This is a genomic window from Ureibacillus massiliensis 4400831 = CIP 108448 = CCUG 49529 (assembly GCF_000772965.1).
Classification (GTDB): Bacteria; Bacillota; Bacilli; order Bacillales_A; family Planococcaceae; genus Ureibacillus; species Ureibacillus massiliensis.
The window spans coordinates 1-20,840 of sequence record NZ_JPVQ01000048.1; the positions used below are offsets into that span (position 1 = coordinate 1).

Sequence of the window (20,840 nt, forward strand, 5' to 3'; positions counted from 1 at the left end):
AGCAGATCAAAATGGATTAGAGTTAGAATGGTTACGCCATAATTTGGATTCCGTTCGGTTAGATCACGGTTTTTGTATTAAAAGTCCCAAAAATAATTGCGACTTTTTGGAACAAACTTTAGAACCACCTTGTATAAAAAACAACTGTCGCAGTTTCCATGTCGATCATACGTTCCTGGATTTTTATAACGATCAAATTCTTAAAATTGAATCGGATATTGAGATATATCAAAAGTCAGGTAGAAACAGGTCAATTGAAATTATTCAGCCAAAGTTGAAAAAGTATAAAGAAATTAGAGATGGAATTATAAATAATGGTGGGGTTTATGGACTTCCTAAAACAAAAAGAGAAGCGAGAAACTGAACATAGAAAAGGATGAAATATAATGGCAAATCAAAATCCAAAAACAGAACCACTGCTTCGAAGTATTGAAGAAAAGAAGCAAAAAACAAAGCAAAAGGTTGAAAGCACCATTAGAGAGATGATTAAGCAGAAAGAGAAGATAAATTTTAATTCTGTATCAGTAAAATCAGGAGTTTCAAAGCCTTTTTTATATAAATACAGCGAGATTAGATCTAGAATTGAAACATTAAGAAAACAGGAAGAAAAATTGGATACACCAAATCAAGTTAAACGAAATATGACAGATTCCTCTAAAGATGTGGTGATTGAATCACTTCGAAAGAAAGTGAAGCATCTCGAAGAGGAAAATAAGAAATTGAAAGAACAATTAAAGGTCGATTGGGCAGCAATTTATAATGAAATAAATTAAAGTTATCCATATCTTTAATTACATGTAAACATTGAATGAGGTTCGATAGAACCTCATTTTTTTCCACGATACTATATATAAGCTCCCGATTCTGGAACAAGGTCTTTTACAGTGAATTTTTTAACCTTAACTCTTTCTAAAGCTTAAAAGTTTTGCTACTGGAGTCAATCCAGCTGTTAATCCTGCATTCAAGTTGCGGTTTGGTTTTTTATTTTGTTGTACTACCCTTTACATCTATAATGTATTCAATCGGTGAATTTCTTTATAGAATAGGAGTTTAGTTAAAATTTAGGTGCGTTTTTAAAGACTTAACTATCGGTCAGGTTAGAACAAGCCATTGTCAATAAAGAGATAAGTAAATGAGAAACGAGTTATTGTATTAGCTATAATATTTATTATTGGAATTACTATCAGGGCAATATAGATTGAGCTTTTTCTTTAGGAAAATTGCTATATTAAGAATAACTATCAGAAAATTTGAACTCACGGGAAAAATTCCTTACACGAAAAAGGGGGAAAAGAAAGGTTTGAGTAATAATATATAAAAGCCACGAAGCACGTTGATATGAATGCGTTTCGTGGCTTTTTGAATGTTTCCAACCCATCATTTGAGAATCGTTTCCCCTTTTTTGTGTATAGTGTATTTGGCAAGCAAAAAATGCATTAAACGGCAATCAAAAATGTAACCACTTGCCAACGAAATTTAATTCTGAATAATTGACTCCTTATAACGATAACTATCGCCTTTAAATACAATCAAATGCGAATGATGGATGAGTCGATCAATTACTGCCTCCGTTAATATTGGATCCCCAAAAACGTGATTCCATTGACCGAATTGAAGGTTTGTCGTGATTATGATGCTTTTCGTTTCATAACACATCGAAATAACCTGAAACAATAATTCAGCCCCTTGTTTGTGAAGAGGAATGTAACCTAACTCATCCAAAATCAAAAGATCCAATTTCTCTATTTGCTTAAAAAGCTTATTGAGATTACCTTTTTCATTTGCTTCTAATAATCGATTAACTAATGATGCCGCTGTATAGAATTTAACAGCTTTGCCATACCTTTGTATGGCATTCAATCCAATTAGCGTAGCTAAATAGGTTTTACCTGCACCTACACCCCCATAGAAAATTAGATTTTCTTGCTGCTCCATGAATACTCCATTTAATAGGTCTTCACTACTTAGTCCTGCTGTTAGGACAATGTCCTTCCAATCAAAAGGTTTCCCATTGACTTTAGGTAAGCTTGCTTGTGTAAGTAAAAGATTTGTTTTTCGTTCTTCTCGTTGCTCAATTTCTTTTTCAAAAAGCTTCAGTAAATACTCTTCATTTGATGTGGCTTCTATCTCTTGATAATGCTCTCTAATCCAACTTAATTTCAATCGTTTAGCGAATTCTTGAATCTGCGTACTCAATTTATTTCAGCTCCTTTTAGAAGCTGATTATAATGCTGTAGACCTCTAGTAGCCTCCGGCATAATAGGCAATGACTTTTGGAGATGTACTTCTTCGCGTATCCCTCGACCATTAATTAGTTGGTAGAATACTTGTTTAATTGATTCAACCGAAGGATGACCATGCTCTAATGCAATCTTCAGCGCTTCAGTAATTTTACTAAAATCATAATCTTTCATCACTGTACCTAATAACTTCAGGGCCTCTGATTTTTCAGAAGAAGTACATGAATTAAAATACGTTTGCCACTCTTGTGGTAACTGCTCATAGAAACTAGTATATTTAAGTGCCATTGGACGTTTGGCCATTAGATTTAAGTATGGCTGCCAATTAATCGATTTTCTATATTGACCATAGAGTCGCGCATGGCTAACGACTAGTTGATAATCATCTGTAAGAATATCAATCGAATTATATGAAATACGAATTAGAACCTTATTTAAAGCATATCTTGGTGAAGTAGAATATAGATTTTTTTCCACTTTAATATAGCCGTACTTATCGGCTTTTACTGTTTCGTATCTGATGCATTGGTATTCCTTACTTGGTAAAACCAAAAAGGCTTTCCGATCCTCTTCAAACAGCTGGGAGATGAAAGATTCCTTTTCATAATGGTTTCTCTCACGATCCTTCTCAGCTTTTTCCCACAATGTCTTATTAAGTTCGTCTAAGTTCAGTACGTGTAGACCAGGCAATAAATAATTGTTTCTCACATACTTCACCATTGCTTCCACATGACCTTTTTCATTCCCACTATTAGGATTACAAAACTCACTTTCGAACCCATAGTGTAGAACGAAGTTCTGAAATTCCTCTGTTAACTGCCGTTCGCCATTTGGCAATATCTTCTTTACGGCAGCTGAAAGATTATCGAATCTAATTGTTTTTGGAACACCACCCATATGGTGAAAAATCCGCTTTAATCCTTCTAAAAAACACTCTTTGTTTTGAGCAGGGAATACCTGAAAATAAAATGAATTACTATATGGATAAGAAAGAACCAGATAGGGTAGAGTTATCTGTTCCCCTTGATATTTAAACGGAGCTTCTCCAAAATCCACTTGGGCTGACCCAGGTTTGCTCTCTAGCGATAATGCTGCTTGACTCGCTTCATTTAACAATTCTTTTTTTCGTTGGGATATGTAGTTTCTTACTGTTCGATCAGAACCCTTAAAATCAAATTCCTCTTTTAATTGCTCCCAAATTCTCTTTGCAGTTCTACGGAATTTTTTCTTTTGTTTAAAATCTTCTAGTAACCATTCATCTACTATATGTTTAATAGGATCCATCACTGGAGATGGTCTGTCTTGTTTGATTTTTTCTACAGGACTAAAATCATCCTGTTCTGCATACTTCTTAACTGTTCTAGGATCTCTTCCAAGTCTCTTTCCAATCTCCGAATAGTTACTGTCTTTTTTGTTTACCTCATGTCTGATATAATTAATTTCGGCCACTGCCAACATCTCCTTAATACCTCCTGCGCTTGTTTGTCCCAACAGGAAGTGTATGTGTATTTTGGAATGTTGACAAGTGGTTTTTTAATTTGTGCAGGGCCTACGGCCCTTCTGCACAAATTAAATGCCATAGCTTACATTTTTATGATGCCATAAACAGTATAGCGTATACATAAGAAATTAGCGTATTATTATTCGATTCCTTCCGTTATCCTAACAATTTTATCGATTTTCAAGGAGATGGATTGATAGCAGTCTTTGTATAGACTTTTGCATATTTGCTTAAAATATAATAGTAAAGTGCTGAATAAACTGAATGCGGAGTTTTTACTAGTCATAACTAATCAAAATCGACTTAAATTTTATTCAATTGATTTTTATTCACGTCTTTTTCTAAATATTCTCTAAAATTATCTCCCCAATCACAAATGGAAGTTACCACGGGTTCGAGAAGTAAACCAATTTCACCTAGTTCATATTCCACTTTAGGAGGGACAACCGGGTAAACATATCTAGTAATTATTTTATCCTCTTCTAATTCCCTTAATTGTCTAATTAACATACGTTGATTGACATCTGGAAGGTATTTTTGTATTTCGCTTAACCTTAATGGGGATTGTTGGAGCAGACACCATATGATCGCTATTTTCCATCGTCCACCTATCACTGATAAAGCCAAATCTTTGCTAGTAAAAAAAGTTTTTTCTTTATATTGGGTTTCCATATATTATGATCCCTTCTCTGTTGTTATTTTGTTTATAGTGACAAAAACGTCAGTATTGTTCAGTGAATTATAATATGTAATTATGGTTAAAGTAAATTAGAAAACAAAAGAAAGAAGGTATTCAATTGAAAAGTAAAGCTGCTGTTGCATTTAAACCAGGAGAACCACTTCAAATCGTTGAAATCGATGTAGAAGAACCAAAAGCAAAAGAGGTATTAGTAAAAATACTGTATACATCAGTCTGTCATACAGATGCTTTCACATTATCAGGTGATGATCCAGAAGGCGTATTTCCTGCTGTACTAGGTCATGAAGGTGCGGGTGTTGTCGTTGCTGTAGGCGATGAAGTGACTTCAGTAAAACCAGGTGATCATGTTATTCCGCTATACACGGCTGAATGTGGAGAATGTAAATTCTGTCGTTCCGGTAAAACAAACTTATGTAGTGCCGTAAGAGAAACTCAAGGTAAAGGTTTAATGCCTGATGGAACAACACGTTTCTCCTACAATGGAGAGCCTATTTATCATTACATGGGAACAAGTACATTTAGTGAATATACTGTTGTTCCTGAAATCTCTTTAGCAAAAATTAACCAAGAAGCCCCACTTGATAAAGTTGCCCTATTTGGTTGTGGTGTTACTACAGGCATTGGTGCTGTACACAACACAGCAAAAGTTGAAGAAGGAGCTGTGGCAGCCGTATTTGGTTTAGGTGCTATTGGATTAGCTGTAATTCAAGGGTTGGTTCAAGCAAAAGCAAGCCGAATTATTGCTGTGGACTTAAATGAGGATAAGTTTGAATTAGCTAAACAAATGGGAGCAACTGACTTTGTAAATCCTGCTAAGTTTGATAAACCAGTCCAAGAAGTCATCGTTGAAATGACGGATGGAGGAGTCGATTATAGCTTCGAGTGTATTGGAAATGTTGAAGTAATGAGATCTGCTCTTGAATGCTGTCATAAAGGCTGGGGCGAAAGTACGATTATCGGTGTAGCTGGCGCAGGAAAAGAGATTCACACTCGTCCATTCCAATTAGTAACAGGTCGAGTATGGCGTGGATCTGCCTTTGGTGGAGTGAAAGGAAGAACTCAACTACCTGGAATGGTTGAAGAGTTTATGGATGGTAAAATTGATTTAGATCCTTATATCACACACCACTTAGGCTTTAAGGACATAAATGAAGCGTTTGATTTACTTCATAAGGGCGAGTCGATTCGTACGATTTTAACATATGGAGAGTGAGAAAGTGAGTCTTAAACTTATTGAAAAACATCGCTCTTTCGGCGGAGAACATTGTAAGTACAGCCATTACTCGGAAGTCTTACAATGTGATATGATATTTAGTATCTATTTGCCATCAAATAAAGAAATGAAAAAAATCCCTCTTATTTGGTGGTTATCTGGCTTAACTTGTACAGACGATAATTTTAGTCAAAAAAGTGGATTTCAAAGATATGCTGAAAAATATCAAGTGGCAGTCGTTATTCCAGATACTTCACCGCGTGGAGAAAATGTTGCTGATGATAAAGCATGGGATCTTGGACAAGGTGCGGGTTTTTATTTAAATGCTACACAAGAACCATGGGCAAAGCATTATAAAATGTATACGTATTTAGTAGATGAATTAACAGCCATTGCGACAACTTTAGTACCAAATTTTTCAGGAGAAGAAAGCATAATGGGCCACTCAATGGGTGGCCACGGTGCTTTAGTGATAGGCATGAAAAATCCGACGAGATTCAAAGCAATTTCTGCCTTTTCTCCTATTTTAAGCCCTAGTCAAGTTCCATGGGGGATAAAAGCTTTCTCCTCTTATTTAGGTGAAGACAAAAATTCCTGGAAAGAATGGGATGCTTCAGAACTGGTCAAAGAAACTAGCGTTCCACCTATTCTCATTATGCAAGGAACTCAAGACGAGTTTTATCCAGAACAATTGAAAGAAACTATTTTCTTAAATAATGCTAAAGAAAATAATCAAGAAGTGAATTATCAAAAAGTTGAAGGTTATGATCATAGCTACTTTACGATTGCATCATTTATTGAAGATCATATTAAATTTCATAAAAACTATTTAAATAAGTACTAACAAGAAAGGTAGATGTATTTTATGTCAAAAATTTCCCTTCACCCAAGATTAGATAATGGATATCGTTATGAAGAAGACTCCAATTTTTCTGGTGGAACATTAAAATGTTTATGTGAAAATAATCCTGTAGAAGTAGCCGTTGAGGCACAAACTATGCACAACCATGCGTGCGGCTGTTCTAAATGTTGGAAACCAGAAGGTGCGATTTTTTCTCTTGTAGCCGTTGTCGGTAGTGAAAATGTTAAAGTTTTAAAAAATGAAGATAAATTACAAATTGTCGATGAATCAACGCTAATCCAACGTCATGAATGTAAAGATTGTGGGGTTCACTTATTTGGAAGAGTCGAAAATAAGGACCACGCATTTAATGGATTAGATTTTGTACACACAGAATTATCTGACAAAAAAGGTTGGTCAGCACCTAAATTTGCAGCGTTTGTTTCTTCAATAATTGAAACAGGAACACCAGCTTCAAAAATGAGTGAAATTAGAAACACTTTACACGATGATCTAGGCCTGCCTACTTATGATGTTTTGTCACCTGAGTTAATGGATTTAATTTCAATCCAAGTAGCTAAATTAAAAGGGACTTATAGAGATTAAGCTATATGTAATAAATTTCAAGAAAACCCTATTCGGAAATTGATCTCAAATAAAAACAAGCTTATTTTTTTGCATTCTTCCATAGTCCTATATTAATATAAGAAAACATTCGGAAGATGCCTTCAAGAAGATGAAGCATGGAATCTTGGAAAAGGCGCAGGTTTTTATTTAAATGCTACACAAGACCCATGGGCAAAGTATTATAAAATGTATACGTATTTAGTAGATGCCATTGCGTCAACTTTAGTACTAAATTTTTAGGAGAAGAAAGCAACATGGACCACTCAATGAGCGGTCCATGTTGCTTTAGTGAGTGGCATGAAAAATACGTCGCGATTCAAAGCAATTTCTGCCTTTTCTCCTATTTAAAGTCCCTGCCAAGTCCTATGGGGAATAAAAGCTTTTACCTCTTATTTAGGGGAAAATAATCAAACAATAAATTATCAGAAAATGGAAGGTTATAATCATAGCTATTTCTTTATTGCTATTTTTCTAAATGAACATTTCGCTTTCCATATGAAGTACTTAAGGTAATTTATTAACAAAAATTAAGAAATAGTTATAAAAATAATTAGGTTGGGAGGGATAATTACTATGGATATTAAAAAAATGTTAGTCAATGACCATGTTAAACCATACTTATTAAATGCCCGATATGGGATTGAAAAAGAAAGTAATAGGGTTGACTTATCCGGAAATTTAGCTAAAACGGATCATCCTAAAAGTATTTCGCTGCGAGATGAACATCCGTATATTCAGCGGGATTTTTCAGAATTACAGATGGAAATCATCACACCTGTTTCTAACACATTAGAGGAACTGTTTAATTACTTAGCAGCGATCCATGATGTTGCTTATCGATCTATGGGTAAAAATGAAATGCTTTGGCCATTAAGCATGCCGCCACAGTTACCAGAAAAAGAAGAAAATATAGTGATTGCAAAATTGAAAAATGTTGAAAATGTTTTATATCGCCAAACTTTATCCGATACTTATGGCCGTCGTAAACAAATGATTTGTGGTGTTCATTTTAACTTTGAATTTGGCGATGAGCTCATTCGAGCATTATTTAACGCTCAATCAGAGATTAAAGATTTTCACCATTTTAAAACAGAGATTTATCTAAAAGCCACAAGAAACTACATACACTATCGATGGTTAGTCACATATTTTTATGGAGCTTCTCCTAGTAGTGAAAAAAATTTTTTTGAAGAAGATTCTTTGAATGGACCAGTAAGAAGCATTAGAAACAGTAAGTATGGTTATACAAATTCTGCTGGTGTTGAAGTCTCATATAGCAGTATACAGAACTATCTATCCGATCTTTCATTAATGGTTAAAAGAGGGCTTCTATCAAAAGAAAAAGAATTTTATTCACCTGTCCGTTTAAGAGGCGGACAACAGGTTTCAGATTTAGCGGTTCACGGTATTAATTATATTGAATTGCGAAATATAGATTTAAATCCTTTTGAAACGTATGGAGTTAGCTATGAACAAGCAGAATTTCTACATCTTTTCTTAATTTATTTACTATGGAAAGATGAAGGAGAAAATTGTGATGAGTGGGTAAAAATGGGCGATTACTACAATGATGTAGTGGCTCTTGAACACCCATTAGAGCATACAAAGTTTAAAAAAGATGCTGAAAATATGATTGATGAGATGGAACATTTAGTACAAATCTTAGATTTGCCAATTTCAGATACGTTATTTATTCATCTGAGAGAAATGCTAATGGACCCAAGTAAGACTTTAGCGGGAAGACTTTATAAAGAAAGTGGAAAAAGCAGTCAATGTCAAGTGGCTACGTCAATTGCTAAAGAAAATTATAAAAAATCATGGGATAAGCCCTATCAATTAACAGGATTTACTGATATGGAGTTGTCGACTCAGATTTTAATGTTTGATGCGATTCAACAAGGAATCCAAGTGGAAATTTTGGATCGACAGGATCAATTTTTGAAGCTGAAATTAAAAGATCATGTTGAATATGTAAAAAATGGAAATATGACAAGTGTAGATAATTATGTATCCACTTTAATTATGGAGAATAAAACAGTAACAAAGAAAATTCTTCACCAACATGCATTCCGAGTGCCTAAGGGTGAGGAGTTTCAAACAATCGAACAAGCTTTACGTTCCTATGATTTCTTTTCCACTAAACCTTTTGTTGTGAAGCCGAAAACAACAAACTATGGGTTAGGAATATCGATCTTCAAAGAAGGCGCAAATGAAGAAGATTATCATAAAGCAATCACCTTAGCATTTAAAGAAGACAATACTATATTAATAGAAGAATTTATTAAAGGAACAGAATATCGATTTTTTGTGATAAATGATCAAGTTTATGCTGTTTTATTACGAATTCCTGCGAATGTTAAAGGTGACGGTAAACATACAATCCAAGAGTTAGTCAATCAAAAAAATAACGATTCATTAAGAGGAAGCGACCATCGGACACCTTTAGAAAGGATCCAGTTAGGTGAATTGGAGAAACTTATGCTTAAAGGTCAAGGATATCAAATCGATTCGATTCCTAAAAAGGATGAAATCATCTTTCTGCGTGAAAACTCCAATATTAGTACAGGTGGAGACTCGATTGATGTGACCGATCAAATTCCGGATGATTATAAAAAAATCGCAGTGGATGCAGTAGCTGCACTTGGAGCTAAAATTTGTGGGATCGATTTGATTATTGAAGATACAAATGTTCCTGCGACGAATAAAAACGCTTATGGAATTATTGAAGCGAACTTTAATCCATCAATGTATATGCATATTTATCCATATAAAGGAAAATCTCGACGTTTAACTATGCATATCATACATTATTTATTCCCTGAACTATTACAAAGTTAGGAGTCAATAAATTAGGGGTACCCCTTCCAAAACTTTGATTTACAACAGTAAGCTATTGAATGACAATAAAGTTATTTACTGTTCAAATCTTAAACATGCATAACCCCGTTGAGTAAGGACGTGGTTAAAATAATATTGTTAAAATATTATGTATATATTTTCTGACGCTTAAAATATAGATATAAAATCGTTTGAATCTATATATTTCTCCACAATAAGCGAAAGAATTTATATTTTTACGTTTTCAGTCTCTTAATAATTTGATTAAGATTTAATTTTGTGTTTTACATCTATTTATGATAAGGTTCAACATTCAAACATGTAAGCGTAATTTATTTGAGGAATTACACACCGTTGCATAATAATGACATTTGAGAAAGGAGATTGAGAGATGATTTCTACTTATGAAGAAATTGTAGCTAGTTTTGAAAAAATTGATTCCGCAAAAGCACAGGAATTGATAAAAGGGGAAGGAGAAGCCGTTATCTATATTGGCAAGTCTGTATGCCCTTATTGTCAAAAATTTGTTAAAAAACTAAAAAAAGTTGCTGAAGAAACTGATACTCATATCTATTACGTTAATAGTGTGGAAGAATCTGATATGGAAGGTATTGCTGCCTTTCGTAATGAATACGACATTCCAACGGTTCCTGGTTTTATCTATACTAATGGTGACACAGTAAACGTGAAATGCGATTCATCCGTGCCAGAAGAAGAAATCACAGCTTTTATGAATAAATAATTCAATTCCAAAGTAACAAGTGTCTGCAGCAATGTGCTGGAAACATTTTTAACTACCAAGCCATATATTGATTTGAAAATCTAATTAGATAAATAGTGTTATTCAATTAAACCAGCTAATAGAAGCTGGCCGTTATTCCAGGATAGGGCGCATTTCTATAATAAGGAATGCGCCCAATTTCATTAAACCAGCTAATAGTTGTCAATAATTTTCATTAAAAATAATAAAATTATCATGTTATACTAAATTTGTGCATACCAAATAACCGTCCAAATTAGATTTGGAAAGTTCAGGGTCACTTGGTTAATCTGTTAAATCAAGCTAAGTCTTGGAAAGCAGTTTTGCTTTTTAATAGTGCATATATCCAATGTAAGAGTTTGTTTGCACAAGCTATTACAGCTACTCTAAATGGTTTTCCTTCTTCCCGCTTTTTATCATAAAAAGCCCTTAATTTCTTATTACGAGGAAGGATTTCATCCGTTGTTTTCTGCTTTCGACAGTCACGAATAGCACATTTAACGGCCATATACAAAGCTTGCCGTAGTCTGCTAGAGCCTCTTTTGGTTATTCGATTATAAGTACCTTTGAATGTACCAGATTCAAAGACACTTGGATCAATACCGGCAAATGCGACTAGTTTCTTAGGATGATTAAACCTTTCAATTTCCCCAATTTCAGAAACTATTGTGGCAGCGATTTTTTCGCCGATACCGGGAATTGATCGGATAATCTTTGATTCCTCAATACTATTTGCTAAAGCATCTATCTCATTTTCAAGCATGGATAGATGTTTTTTATATTCAAAGAGCATATTAATATACATATCTAAGCTTAGGGAAAGACTAGAATACAGGGCCTTCTGAAAAGGGTTTTGAGCTGCTGCAGTCATTAGCTTTTCAGCCTGTTTGTTTGCCCATTCTAAAGATCGAGAATTACAGAATTCTTTTATTTTAGTTGCTAATACTTCGATATTGGCTTTTAATATATCCTCTGAAGTAGGAAATGCATGTAGTATTTTCAAAGAAACATCCGAATATAGGTCTCCAAAAACATTAGTATATTCAGGGAAAACTTGATCTAAAACCGCCTGGAATTGTAGTTTAGTTTGTACAAACATGCCTGTAACATTATCGTGCTGTCTCGTAAGATGACGTAAGTTCGTTAGTTGGATACCACGCTTTTTATAAGGCTCTAAATCCTCCTTATAATACAGCTCGCAGAGGTGATTGGCATCAATAATATCTGTTTTTACCTTTCGCAAACTAGAACTTTTTGCTTTATAAGAGATGAGTGGGTTTACGATAATGATTAAATAGCCTTTGTCCTCAAAATATTGAACAACTGGTGTGTGATAATGCCCCGTTGATTCCAGAACAAGAGGGGGACGTTCTCCTGAAATATCTTCTAATTCTTTAATGAAATCTAATAAACTAGCTAACCCATCAAGATCATGTTTTACTTTGAAACTTTTCTTGTAGGGCTTCTTTCTTTCCAAGTATGCTTGAACCTGACTTTCACCTTTCGCTACATCCAGACCAATGACTGGATTCATTATAATTCCTCCTTCAAAATGAACTTGCCGGTAACCCCTAAATCCTCTTTGTAGTGTCATAGCTTCGCTTGTTATACGAGATCAATGTCCCAACCAGCCTCAAACATGTTTCTACAAGTAGGGGGCGAACTGTTTTGCGGACGGGGTCGTAGCCCCACGGGCGCAAACGTTCTACCCCGGCTACAGTTATCATATATCGATATAAAAAATGGTCAACCAGAAATATTTTCTGGCTGACCTTATAATACGATCGGGCGCGATTCTTGAGGAATCAGCGTTCTTTTGGCTTTTAAGGATCATTATCTTGAATAACGATCAATAAAGGAATCGGGATATTTTTGTTAAAATTTAAGTGAGTTTATGTGGAAACTGAAACAGAAAGTATTCGGGTGTTCAAAGCCTAATGGAATATGGAATCAAGAGTTGAAGTAATGAGGCAGAATCGTAGAGGTGTTGGAGTGTATTTTAGAGTATTTGTCATAATCTCGGTCATATTATTAGGAGCCTGTACTAATATTCGAAATGTAATTTCAGAAGATGAAGCAAAACAAATTGTGTTAGATAATCATTATAGCCATAATGGTAAAACCGAAATACTTTCAGTTGAATTGAAGAATAATAAATACTACATAGAATGGGAAATAAAAGATAACTGTGAACGTGGGAAAGATAGCGTTAATAAAGAAGGGAAAGTTGAAATAGTTGAAGCCCAAATTTGTTCTACCTCATAGAACAAATTCTATTTTTAATTTTGTATAAATCAACAGACTGCCACTTATAGTTGTTTCCACTGGTGCTTTAGTGAAAGAAGAATAAATTAATTTTAAAGACTGAGACACTATTTTAGTTAAACTACAATCGGGCGCGTTTCTCTAAGAAATACGTCTGGTTTCATTAAAGGACAAAGTTAAATTAATAAAAAATTACAATATGCAAAGAATAAGAATTAAACAAAATTCTGAGGTGAAACTCGATGATTAAGCAATACTTAGTCTTACTAGGATTTGTATTTATTATTCTTATTCCTACGCAAATTGTTAAATCAGAAACTAATCCAGAAGCAGAAGATATGTATGTCACAGCAGAGGACATTATCTTAGACATCATATTCCCAACTATTGATAAAAGAGTAATCAAAGAGTATGGCGGAGAGAATCTTTTTGACTGGCAATGGAAAAGGATTATTGGTATTACTTACAATGACAATCATTCCTATGATGTGATTGTAAGAATTGAGATCCCTCCGAAAAACCTTAATGATGATGTCAAAGAAGATTTAGTTAAGGTAAGAATATCGCCATCCTGTGATAGTGAGAAGATTAATAAGCAGAAATGTAATCATCAATTTGAAATTAAAATTTTAGATTACAAACATTTATCTTCATAAGAATTATTACCATTACTCAACAAAAGGGCGCTTTTCAGGAAACAAGGAAAGGGCTTTTTTTCTAATGTTTTAGGGTTACTTAGAGTTCAGAAACTTATTAATATCTTAGATTATTGAATATAACTTCGTATGAAAAAGACTATCCTTGAACATAATAGAATTTAGATTAATAGATTTAAATAATAGGAGAGTGATAGTCGTATGTTATTATCTGAAGCGTGGAAAAAATATCAACTAGATAAAAAAATCGAGGGATATTCATCACTTACATTAAAAACATATCGTTTTCAATATAATCTCTTATTGCGCTTTTTTGGGGATATTGATATGAACGCATTTACTACGGAGAAATTAAAAGAATATTTAATACAGTCAGGAGTTCATTTAAAGCCTTCCAGTTTAGGCCACAGGATCCGTTGTGTAAAATCACTATTTAGATGGTCACATGAAGAGGGTTATATTCTAAAAAATCCTGCAGCTAAATTGAAAGAGCCAAAATTAGGTAAAAGGATTCCAAAGTTTCTCTCAGAATTAGAGATAGAACATCTAAGGGAAGCTTGTCAAACAACAATGGAGAATGCGCTATTTGAGTTTATGTATTCGACTGGCTGCCGTATTGGGGAAGTTGCAAAATTAAATCGCGATGATATTGATTTTCGAACGAATTCAGTTATTGTACATGGAAAAGGTGATAAAGAAAGAGAAGTTTACTTTAATACTCGTTGTTCAATTTGGTTAAAAAGGTATTTAGACGAACGAGATGATAAAGATCCTTACTTATTTATTACGGACAGAAGGCCGAAAAGGCGTATGAGTATTGATAATCTAAGATACATTATAAAACGCATTTCAAATCGAGCAGGGATAAAAAAGAGTATACATCCCCATCAATTACGACATAGTTATGCAACTCAAATGATTAATAACGGTGCGCCTATTGATGTGATCCAAAGTTTACTGGGTCATGAAAAGAGTGAGACGACAAAAATATATGCTCAACTAAGCGGAAAACTAAGACAGGATTTTTATAGTAAATACTTTTGACTATGGTATGGGGAGCGCCTATCGTAGCAGTTGGAGTATTATTAACTTCTCTAGGTGTAGGTGTTTATAATGCATTATTAACAACTTCTTTAAATGGGTATTATGATTCTACACGTACACAGTATTCTTACTATGTAGTAGTTAAAGAAAAAGAAACTTTTAAACACAATCAAGAGAAATATGTTGTCTATTACTATAACTCTGGAAATGGTAAACAGAGTACAAGAACTTCAGAAAGTGCAAGTTTGATATCAGAGGATGCGGTAAAAAAGTATGTTTTGAATATCAAAACATACTTTTTTGTTAAATACTAAACTTCTTATTTGGATTTTGCTTGTGCTAATACACTACCAGCTAAAGATCTTGCTACTTTACTGGAGCTTTTACTTTGAAGTACTTTAGAAGCTTTTGTAGCTAGTTTTGCACTTGAAGTTTTACGAGAACTAGATTTAGCCATTTAACCTCACTCCATTTCACTATTAGGGGAAATTAGAACATATATACTCTATTATTTCAAATTGAATACGGTTATGATAAAGTCATACAATAATTTCTTGGGGTTCTATGTGTTGCTGCACATTAGAATCCCTTTTTTATTTGTCTTTCGAACTTATTAATTTCTCTATTGATTTCACGTTGTGCCTTATTTAATTCTGTTTTCATTTTATTCTCGGCACGACGAATTTCACTATTTAATTTTGCTTTACTAAAACCTTTCACCATACACAGCTCTCCTTTCTATTATATTTTTCTAGTAAAAATTCCCCTGATTTCATTATAAAGCCTATAAATAAATAACACAACATATTGTGGGTAGATTTTTTGCATATACAATATGTAGATATTTTTATATTTTAATAGGTTTAATAGAATACTATCGTTCGCTTGGAATTTAGAGGGAAGCGAGATGCAACAATGACACGATGCTTCAGCATCGATGTGCTTGTTAGCAGACCTTTAGGACAAACAAAAGTGATAATATTTCGCAATCGGGTCATATTGTGGAGCAACCTATAAAGGGAATTGGATATTTATGTTAAAATATAAAAAGATTAATAAGGAATGTTAAAAAGCAACTAGGGGGGAATATAAATGAAAAGAACACTTACAATACTAATATCTGCTCTGTTGTTATTTATTTTAAGTGCTTGTGAAGGTAATAATTCAAATACAATTTCTGTTGCTGAATTAACAGACAGAGAAAATGCAATTCTTTCGAGTAGTTCAGGCGGATCATTTGTATTTGATTTCAATATAGACAAAGAATACGAAGAAGTAACTGTATGGATAGAAAAATATGAATTAGGAAATTTGGTTGAGGATAAAATAAGCGATTTAACGATGCAGGTAGAGGGAGATGGCTCTATTATCTTTACCACTTCCAAAACAAACTATATCCAAAAGCAACCTACATTTAATATTGCAATTAGCAGTAAGGGGGGCGTTAGTTCGGAAAGTGCCTTTGATCCAAACTTAAATGGTTTAGATTTAGATGATATGTCAAGTGTGTGGGCTCCCTTTCAAAGAGAGAACACTTTTATTGAAGGAGAAGTAGTATTAGGAAGTATTTGTTATTCGAAAGATGGAATTATGAATTCGCTTACCGCCGATTTTTATCAAGATGTTGATGGTCATATTAATGAATTAGAGAAATATGACGTTGTATATCTATTAAAAGCAGATTTTATTAAGTGACATCCCTCCACTTTGAAAAAAGATTGAGTAACGGGGCTTGTGTACAGTATCAGCAATAAAACATTGATGTATTTAACCTTTTATCATTGTTCTATGTAACGGTAGATAACGATTACCTGTATTTAATACTTCTACTAAGAATAAAACTGGAACTTTTAGTATCTTTGCTAACTGTTGGTTATGGTAGAAAGTCAATACTGTATAGTAGGGTCATTTTAGCGGAAAAAGGAATAATTATTAAACAATAACCTGTATCTATGATTAATTAATAATCTAAGATACAGGTTTTGTATTTCAATTATAATTGTATGGATGCATTTATACGAGCTATTAATAAAAATCAATTAAATGTTAAGTGCCGATTAGAAGAGAATCTTTATTAAAATAAAATTTTTTAAAATTGAACCTAGTATGAACTGATAATCGTCTAATAGCAGAATTTGAAGTTGATTGAAAGGGAGGGTAGTAGATTGGACAGAGAAGAAAAAGATTTTATATTAGAAAAAATAATGATCGAATATGGTAATGAGTTAGTACGATTGGCATTTACTTATGTGAAAGATGCAGGAATTGCTAAGGATATGGTTCAAAATACGTTTATCAAATGCTATAAAAACCTGGATACGTTTCGATTTGATGCACAAATAAAAACATGGCTCTACCGTATAACCATTAACGAATGTAAAGATTATTTGAAAAGTTGGAATTATAAAAAGGTACAAGTTAGAAGTTTTATAAGTGAAACAGCAAGGTCAATATTACCATCAACAGAAAAAACAGTTATCGATAAATATACTAACGAAGAAATGAAAGAGAATATCTTTTCTCTTCCGAAAGTGTATCGGGAAGTGATTTATCTATACTACTATGATTCATTAAATACTGAGGAAATTGCTAACGTTTTAGATATTCCAGTTAATACAGTGAAAACTCGATTAAGAAGAGCAAAACAAAGATTGGAGTCGATGATAAAGGAGGCGGAGTTTAATGGAAGATAAACGGATAAAAGATCAATTTAATAACATGTCTAAACAAGAATTAAGATTTACGAAAGAAGACCGTAATGAAGTGTTTGAACAAATTAATAATTTGGAGAATAATCATCATGCACAAAAGAAATCTCCTTTTTCTATTTCAAAACAATTCTCCATTCTTACAGCTTCTTTAGCAGTGGTTGGCTTGTGTATATTTTTGTTTATTCCCTCGATTCTTCATGGTAATTCTAATAACGGAAACAACGAAAGTAATGCTAGTGAAGTAGTATCTCAAGAAGACGAATATTTTACCACTCTATTTACGGTGAAAGATGAGAATAATAGAATACCTATTAACCTTTTACTTACTTATAGTAAAGATAAAAAGATGATGAAAGTTCTATCGATTCCTCGTGATACGTATGCACCGATATTGGTTAATGATGGAACTACTTCATATGATAAGTTGACACATGCTTATGTTTACGGTTCGGGAGGAGCTGGAGGTGAAAGTGTAAGAGCAACAGTTTCTAAGCTATTTGATTTACCAATTGATTATTATGCAGCCATTGATTTAGATACCTTTTCAACAATGATTGATTCAGTGAATGGTATAGAATACGACTTGGAAGAAGATATTCAAGTAAGGGCTATATCTCAAGTGGCATTTGAATTCAAAAAGGGGAAGAATCGTTTGAATGGAGAAGAGGTTCTGGCATTAATGATGGATGCTACATATGGAAGAAGCTTGGATGGAGAAGATCAAGTAAACCTCATTAATGCAGTTATAGACCAAGCAATAAACGTATTACCACAAAAACAATTAAAACAATTTACTACTAAAATAGAAGGAAATCTTCCAATTGAAAATTTGTTAGAAAATAAAATGGAAATTCAATTGATCCAATCGGTATCATTAATCGATGGAGGGAAAGACATAAGTATAAATGGGGCTTACTTTATTAAGTTTGAAAAAGATTTTTTAAATTCAGTTTCAGAGGAATTAACAACATTTAACTAAACGGAAATATAAAAAAATTCACATCAAAAATCGTTACCGTATCGTAAACGCAAGAGTTGTAGATCAATATATAAATGTTTGGTGTAATTAAATTTTCACTTGGGATGTTCTCTAATCAACAACTTAAAGGCATTAGATATTTAAGAGAAATGCTTTGTTCTAGTAGAAAACTTTGGCTAAACTCTAAAAAAGGACTTGTCTATTACACTTTGAATTTATTAATCTGATAGCAATGAAGATGGATTTGCGCTTTTTTACTTGAAAGGGTCAGATGTTTAAGAAAAACTGTAACATTTTTACATTTTATCAGACTAATTTAAAAGTAGTATTACTAAAAAATTCAAGATAAATTCAACTAAAAGGAGGGTTTTAAATAAAAATGATAAAAGCTACTTTAGTGTTTTTTATTCTACTTTTAATAACTGGTTGTTCAACAGAAACGAATAGTAATAATCATACAACGGCCGTAAAAACGAGTTCAAACAGTTCATATGTTGCAAAAATATTTGTTAGCGGTGAGGTGTTGAACACTGGTTTTGAAATAGCTAATGAATTGGGGCTTGAAGTTGGAGAACTCATTGGTACAGTCAAAGAGAAAACAGATGTAGAAAAGCGACCAACTGTTGAACTTACTTCAAATTTTTTAGATTATGGAACTGAAATTTATTCAGTAGAAGGGAATCCAGATATTGTTTTAGCCAAACAAGATAATGGAGATTATTTGGTTTTTAAATAGATTTTTAATTGTACTATTATGTGCTTTTCTAATAAGGTTAAATTAATAGTCTTCAACAATTGGGCGCATTTCCGCAGCAGAATTGGTACTTTTTCTTCATGAATGGATAAATAGAGGTGTTAATATGGTTCCAACTTTGAATGAATTGATTATTAGTTCTCATTACTCCCTTTTAGGTTCTATACCAAACAAATTAAGAGGATTAACAGTAAAATTAGAAAACGAAACGTTGTATTGGAAATGCTATTTTGATGGTGAACCAACTGAGGAAGAAAAAGAAATATTAAACGTTGCCTGTACTGAAGTAATAGCTGATTTTCCCATAATTAAGGACGTTAAAGAGGAATATTTAAATTATAGACACCCTTTAAAAATGGAAATGTTACAGTTTTGGGCCTATTTAAGATGGGAACAGAATTGATCGTTATTCAGTAATCGGGCGCAATTCTGCAGCAAGAATTGTGCTCCTTCTTTTTTTAAAGGTTCATTTAATGAAATAATACAATCAAAGCGGTTTATTGGAAGAAGAATACCTATAATAAATTATAAAATTGTTTAAAGTAGTGAGGTTAAATGAATGCAATATAATCAATACCTGCAAGTAATGACTAATACAAAGTGGGAAGAAATTAGGGAAGCTATGTTTAATTATCCAATCGATCAACTATGGAGAACAAAAGACATTGAAACAGGCTACATTTGCCCATGGGATGGGGAATGGTATTATCATTTTAAGTTGGGCGAATTTGAAACAATTGAATGGTTGGAGATTAAAGCAGAAACCGATGAGATAAGGAATGATGTATTAAAAATACTTAATAAAATTCACGTTCCTGGAGAGGTTTTTGATAATGTAATTAGAGTTTATGGCTATGTTGAAACTGGAAGATATATTGACTATCTTTAATTATTCCGATTTTCCACTATCGGGCGCTATTATTGAAGATCATAGTAGTTAGAAGATAATCAAACATTTTATAAAAACAAAACTTAAATCTGCTGAAAAGGAATCCATTTTGATCAATCTTTTTTTCAAAATGGATTCTTTTTATTTACCGTTAAATGCTGATTTGTTGGATATTTTGAACAAACTTTATTTCAAAGCTACAATTATTAACTCCAATATCTATAGATTGAGGCTCTATTGATAAGACCCTCCTAAACCTTGATATAACAATGTTTGTACCATTAACATGTGAATTGTCAAAATGCCGACGAAACCCATAATAGTAAAATGTTGATAGTATAATGTAAGTTATGCCCAATAATGTATAATTATTTTATAATAAAGGAGTGATTGAATTGCAAATTAGTAGTATTTATATTAAAAATTTCCGTGGCTATAAACAAGAAACAAAAACTACCTTAAACAATTTAACAGCTTTTGTAGGACAAAATGATGCTGGAAAATCAACATTACTTGAAGCTCTAGACATATTTTTTAATGATGGGAAGAACATCGTTAAAATGGAAAAGTCAGATATAAATGTTGACTCTGATTCAATAGAAACTGTAATCGGTGTAAGTTTCATAGGTTATCCTGAGGAAATAATTGTTGATAGTAGTGTTCCTACTTCCTTAAAAGATGAGTATTTGTTAAATCAAAATCTTGAATTAGAAATACATAAAGTTTATAAAAATGGCTCTCTTAAAGAAACATTTTTAATCGCTAATTTCCCCAATTGAATATTGCATCCTAAATAAGCCACTTGTGCGGAACTTTGAGCCA

At 33.0% G+C, this 20,840-nt stretch carries 23 protein-coding genes and 2 pseudogenes; 19 read left to right on the forward strand and 6 right to left on the reverse strand.

Translation table 11 applies throughout. The features are described from left to right. A pseudogene (locus CD30_RS20360) lies at positions 1-364 on the forward strand (tyrosine-type recombinase/integrase); the annotation flags it as partial. 22 nt (positions 365-386) lie between these two features. Beyond that, complete coding sequence (locus CD30_RS16455; RefSeq protein WP_036179320.1) at positions 387-773, forward strand: DUF6262 family protein; 387 nt, start codon at positions 387-389, stop codon at positions 771-773. Between the two features lie 703 nt (positions 774-1,476). Here CD30_RS16455 and istB read toward each other — a convergent pair. From istB to CD30_RS16470, 3 genes are all read right to left on the reverse strand, one after another. Further along, the gene (istB, locus tag CD30_RS16460; RefSeq protein ID WP_036179323.1) at positions 1,477-2,196 is read right to left on the reverse strand and encodes an IS21-like element helper ATPase IstB; all 720 of its coding nucleotides are present in this window, start codon (positions 2,194-2,196) and stop codon (positions 1,477-1,479) included. Beyond that, positions 2,193-3,698, reverse strand: a complete 1,506-nt coding sequence (istA, locus tag CD30_RS16465) for an IS21 family transposase (protein WP_036179326.1) — start codon at positions 3,696-3,698, stop codon at positions 2,193-2,195. The genes istB and istA overlap by 4 nt, the downstream gene beginning before the upstream one ends. A gap of 346 nt (positions 3,699-4,044) precedes the next feature. Continuing rightward, positions 4,045-4,413, reverse strand: a complete 369-nt coding sequence (locus tag CD30_RS16470) for a winged helix-turn-helix transcriptional regulator (protein WP_036179328.1) — start codon at positions 4,411-4,413, stop codon at positions 4,045-4,047. Between the two features lie 125 nt (positions 4,414-4,538). On the opposite strand from CD30_RS16470, the gene CD30_RS16475 reads away from it, so the two are divergent. The 6 genes and pseudogenes from CD30_RS16475 (at position 4,539) to CD30_RS16495 (ending at position 10,702) form a co-directional block, all read left to right on the forward strand. Further along, on the forward strand, positions 4,539-5,654 hold the full coding sequence (locus CD30_RS16475) for an S-(hydroxymethyl)glutathione dehydrogenase/class III alcohol dehydrogenase (RefSeq protein ID WP_036179331.1): 1,116 nt from the start codon (positions 4,539-4,541) through the stop codon (positions 5,652-5,654). Between the two features lie 4 nt (positions 5,655-5,658). After that, on the forward strand, positions 5,659-6,498 hold the full coding sequence (fghA, locus tag CD30_RS16480; protein ID WP_036179334.1) for an S-formylglutathione hydrolase: 840 nt from the start codon (positions 5,659-5,661) through the stop codon (positions 6,496-6,498). A 21-nt stretch (positions 6,499-6,519) separates the two neighbouring features. Continuing rightward, positions 6,520-7,101: an S-(hydroxymethyl)glutathione synthase gene (gene gfa / locus CD30_RS16485; protein ID WP_036179337.1), complete on the forward strand. Its 582-nt coding sequence runs from the start codon at positions 6,520-6,522 to the stop codon at positions 7,099-7,101. 111 nt (positions 7,102-7,212) lie between these two features. After that, positions 7,213-7,635: pseudogene (locus CD30_RS20600) on the forward strand (alpha/beta hydrolase-fold protein); the annotation flags it as partial. A 60-nt stretch (positions 7,636-7,695) separates the two neighbouring features. Continuing rightward, positions 7,696-9,960, forward strand: coding sequence for a bifunctional glutamate--cysteine ligase GshA/glutathione synthetase GshB (gshAB, locus tag CD30_RS16490; RefSeq protein WP_036179340.1), 2,265 nt, complete (start codon positions 7,696-7,698; stop codon positions 9,958-9,960). Between the two features lie 391 nt (positions 9,961-10,351). Then, the gene (locus CD30_RS16495) at positions 10,352-10,702 is read left to right on the forward strand and encodes a thioredoxin domain-containing protein (RefSeq protein WP_036179343.1); all 351 of its coding nucleotides are present in this window, start codon (positions 10,352-10,354) and stop codon (positions 10,700-10,702) included. A gap of 316 nt (positions 10,703-11,018) precedes the next feature. On the opposite strand, the gene CD30_RS16500 is transcribed toward CD30_RS16495, so the two are convergent. After that, positions 11,019-12,254, reverse strand: coding sequence for an IS110 family RNA-guided transposase (locus tag CD30_RS16500; RefSeq protein ID WP_036179346.1), 1,236 nt, complete (start codon positions 12,252-12,254; stop codon positions 11,019-11,021). Between the two features lie 431 nt (positions 12,255-12,685). On the opposite strand from CD30_RS16500, the gene CD30_RS16505 reads away from it, so the two are divergent. The 4 genes from CD30_RS16505 (at position 12,686) to CD30_RS16520 (ending at position 14,999) form a co-directional block, all read left to right on the forward strand. Next, positions 12,686-12,985: a hypothetical protein gene (locus tag CD30_RS16505; RefSeq protein WP_235802080.1), complete on the forward strand. Its 300-nt coding sequence runs from the start codon at positions 12,686-12,688 to the stop codon at positions 12,983-12,985. A 242-nt stretch (positions 12,986-13,227) separates the two neighbouring features. Beyond that, on the forward strand, positions 13,228-13,641 hold the full coding sequence (locus CD30_RS16510; protein WP_036179352.1) for a hypothetical protein: 414 nt from the start codon (positions 13,228-13,230) through the stop codon (positions 13,639-13,641). 201 nt (positions 13,642-13,842) lie between these two features. Then, the gene (xerA, locus tag CD30_RS16515) at positions 13,843-14,685 is read left to right on the forward strand and encodes a site-specific tyrosine recombinase/integron integrase (RefSeq protein ID WP_036179355.1); all 843 of its coding nucleotides are present in this window, start codon (positions 13,843-13,845) and stop codon (positions 14,683-14,685) included. After that, a complete protein-coding gene (locus CD30_RS16520; RefSeq protein ID WP_141096071.1) occupies positions 14,682-14,999 on the forward strand; it encodes a hypothetical protein in 318 nt (105 codons plus the stop codon). Before xerA ends, CD30_RS16520 begins: the two co-directional genes overlap by 4 nt. A gap of 5 nt (positions 15,000-15,004) precedes the next feature. Here CD30_RS16520 and CD30_RS20365 read toward each other — a convergent pair whose 3' ends face one another. Then, positions 15,005-15,142 carry a hypothetical protein gene (locus CD30_RS20365; RefSeq protein ID WP_170215869.1) on the reverse strand — a complete coding sequence of 46 codons (138 nt, stop codon included), beginning with the start codon at positions 15,140-15,142 and terminating at the stop codon, positions 15,005-15,007. A gap of 122 nt (positions 15,143-15,264) precedes the next feature. Continuing rightward, positions 15,265-15,408 carry a hypothetical protein gene (locus tag CD30_RS20205; RefSeq protein ID WP_156962315.1) on the reverse strand — a complete coding sequence of 48 codons (144 nt, stop codon included), beginning with the start codon at positions 15,406-15,408 and terminating at the stop codon, positions 15,265-15,267. A 369-nt stretch (positions 15,409-15,777) separates the two neighbouring features. On the opposite strand from CD30_RS20205, the gene CD30_RS16525 reads away from it, so the two are divergent. From CD30_RS16525 to CD30_RS16555, 7 genes are all read left to right on the forward strand, one after another. Beyond that, the gene (locus CD30_RS16525) at positions 15,778-16,380 is read left to right on the forward strand and encodes a hypothetical protein (RefSeq protein WP_036179362.1); all 603 of its coding nucleotides are present in this window, start codon (positions 15,778-15,780) and stop codon (positions 16,378-16,380) included. A 470-nt stretch (positions 16,381-16,850) separates the two neighbouring features. Continuing rightward, a complete protein-coding gene (locus tag CD30_RS16530) occupies positions 16,851-17,378 on the forward strand; it encodes a sigma-70 family RNA polymerase sigma factor (protein WP_036179365.1) in 528 nt (175 codons plus the stop codon). Continuing rightward, the gene (locus tag CD30_RS16535; RefSeq protein ID WP_036179369.1) at positions 17,368-18,375 is read left to right on the forward strand and encodes an LCP family protein; all 1,008 of its coding nucleotides are present in this window, start codon (positions 17,368-17,370) and stop codon (positions 18,373-18,375) included. The genes CD30_RS16530 and CD30_RS16535 overlap by 11 nt, the downstream gene beginning before the upstream one ends. Before the next feature lie 379 nt (positions 18,376-18,754). Next, complete coding sequence (locus CD30_RS16540) at positions 18,755-19,111, forward strand: hypothetical protein (RefSeq protein WP_036179372.1); 357 nt, start codon at positions 18,755-18,757, stop codon at positions 19,109-19,111. Positions 19,112-19,235: 124 nt separating this feature from the next. Further along, a complete protein-coding gene (locus tag CD30_RS16545; protein WP_036179374.1) occupies positions 19,236-19,532 on the forward strand; it encodes a hypothetical protein in 297 nt (98 codons plus the stop codon). Between the two features lie 156 nt (positions 19,533-19,688). Next, positions 19,689-20,018, forward strand: coding sequence for a DUF6678 family protein (locus tag CD30_RS16550; RefSeq protein WP_036179376.1), 330 nt, complete (start codon positions 19,689-19,691; stop codon positions 20,016-20,018). Positions 20,019-20,413: 395 nt separating this feature from the next. Then, positions 20,414-20,797 carry an AAA family ATPase gene (locus CD30_RS16555; RefSeq protein ID WP_036179378.1) on the forward strand — a complete coding sequence of 128 codons (384 nt, stop codon included), beginning with the start codon at positions 20,414-20,416 and terminating at the stop codon, positions 20,795-20,797. The last annotated feature ends 43 nt before the right edge of the window (positions 20,798-20,840 follow it).

Excerpts from the sequence above, each read along its gene's own strand:
- CD30_RS16455 (WP_036179320.1), top strand. The coding sequence starts at position 387 with ATGGCAAATCAAAATCCAAAAACAGAACCACTGCTTCGAAGTATTGAA.
- istA (WP_036179326.1), bottom strand. The coding sequence starts at position 3,698 with ATGTTGGCAGTGGCCGAAATTAATTATATCAGACATGAGGTAAACAAA.
- CD30_RS16470 (WP_036179328.1), bottom strand. The coding sequence starts at position 4,413 with ATGGAAACCCAATATAAAGAAAAAACTTTTTTTACTAGCAAAGATTTG.
- gfa (WP_036179337.1), top strand. The coding sequence starts at position 6,520 with ATGTCAAAAATTTCCCTTCACCCAAGATTAGATAATGGATATCGTTAT.
- gshAB (WP_036179340.1), top strand. The coding sequence starts at position 7,696 with ATGGATATTAAAAAAATGTTAGTCAATGACCATGTTAAACCATACTTA.
- CD30_RS16495 (WP_036179343.1), top strand. The coding sequence starts at position 10,352 with ATGATTTCTACTTATGAAGAAATTGTAGCTAGTTTTGAAAAAATTGAT.
- CD30_RS16500 (WP_036179346.1), bottom strand. The coding sequence starts at position 12,254 with ATGAATCCAGTCATTGGTCTGGATGTAGCGAAAGGTGAAAGTCAGGTT.
- CD30_RS16505 (WP_235802080.1), top strand. The coding sequence starts at position 12,686 with ATGAGGCAGAATCGTAGAGGTGTTGGAGTGTATTTTAGAGTATTTGTC.
- CD30_RS16510 (WP_036179352.1), top strand. The coding sequence starts at position 13,228 with ATGATTAAGCAATACTTAGTCTTACTAGGATTTGTATTTATTATTCTT.
- xerA (WP_036179355.1), top strand. The coding sequence starts at position 13,843 with ATGTTATTATCTGAAGCGTGGAAAAAATATCAACTAGATAAAAAAATC.
- CD30_RS20365 (WP_170215869.1), bottom strand. The coding sequence starts at position 15,142 with ATGGCTAAATCTAGTTCTCGTAAAACTTCAAGTGCAAAACTAGCTACA.
- CD30_RS20205 (WP_156962315.1), bottom strand. The coding sequence starts at position 15,408 with ATGGTGAAAGGTTTTAGTAAAGCAAAATTAAATAGTGAAATTCGTCGT.
- CD30_RS16525 (WP_036179362.1), top strand. The coding sequence starts at position 15,778 with ATGAAAAGAACACTTACAATACTAATATCTGCTCTGTTGTTATTTATT.
- CD30_RS16535 (WP_036179369.1), top strand. The coding sequence starts at position 17,368 with ATGGAAGATAAACGGATAAAAGATCAATTTAATAACATGTCTAAACAA.
- CD30_RS16540 (WP_036179372.1), top strand. The coding sequence starts at position 18,755 with ATGATAAAAGCTACTTTAGTGTTTTTTATTCTACTTTTAATAACTGGT.
- CD30_RS16545 (WP_036179374.1), top strand. The coding sequence starts at position 19,236 with ATGGTTCCAACTTTGAATGAATTGATTATTAGTTCTCATTACTCCCTT.
- CD30_RS16550 (WP_036179376.1), top strand. The coding sequence starts at position 19,689 with ATGCAATATAATCAATACCTGCAAGTAATGACTAATACAAAGTGGGAA.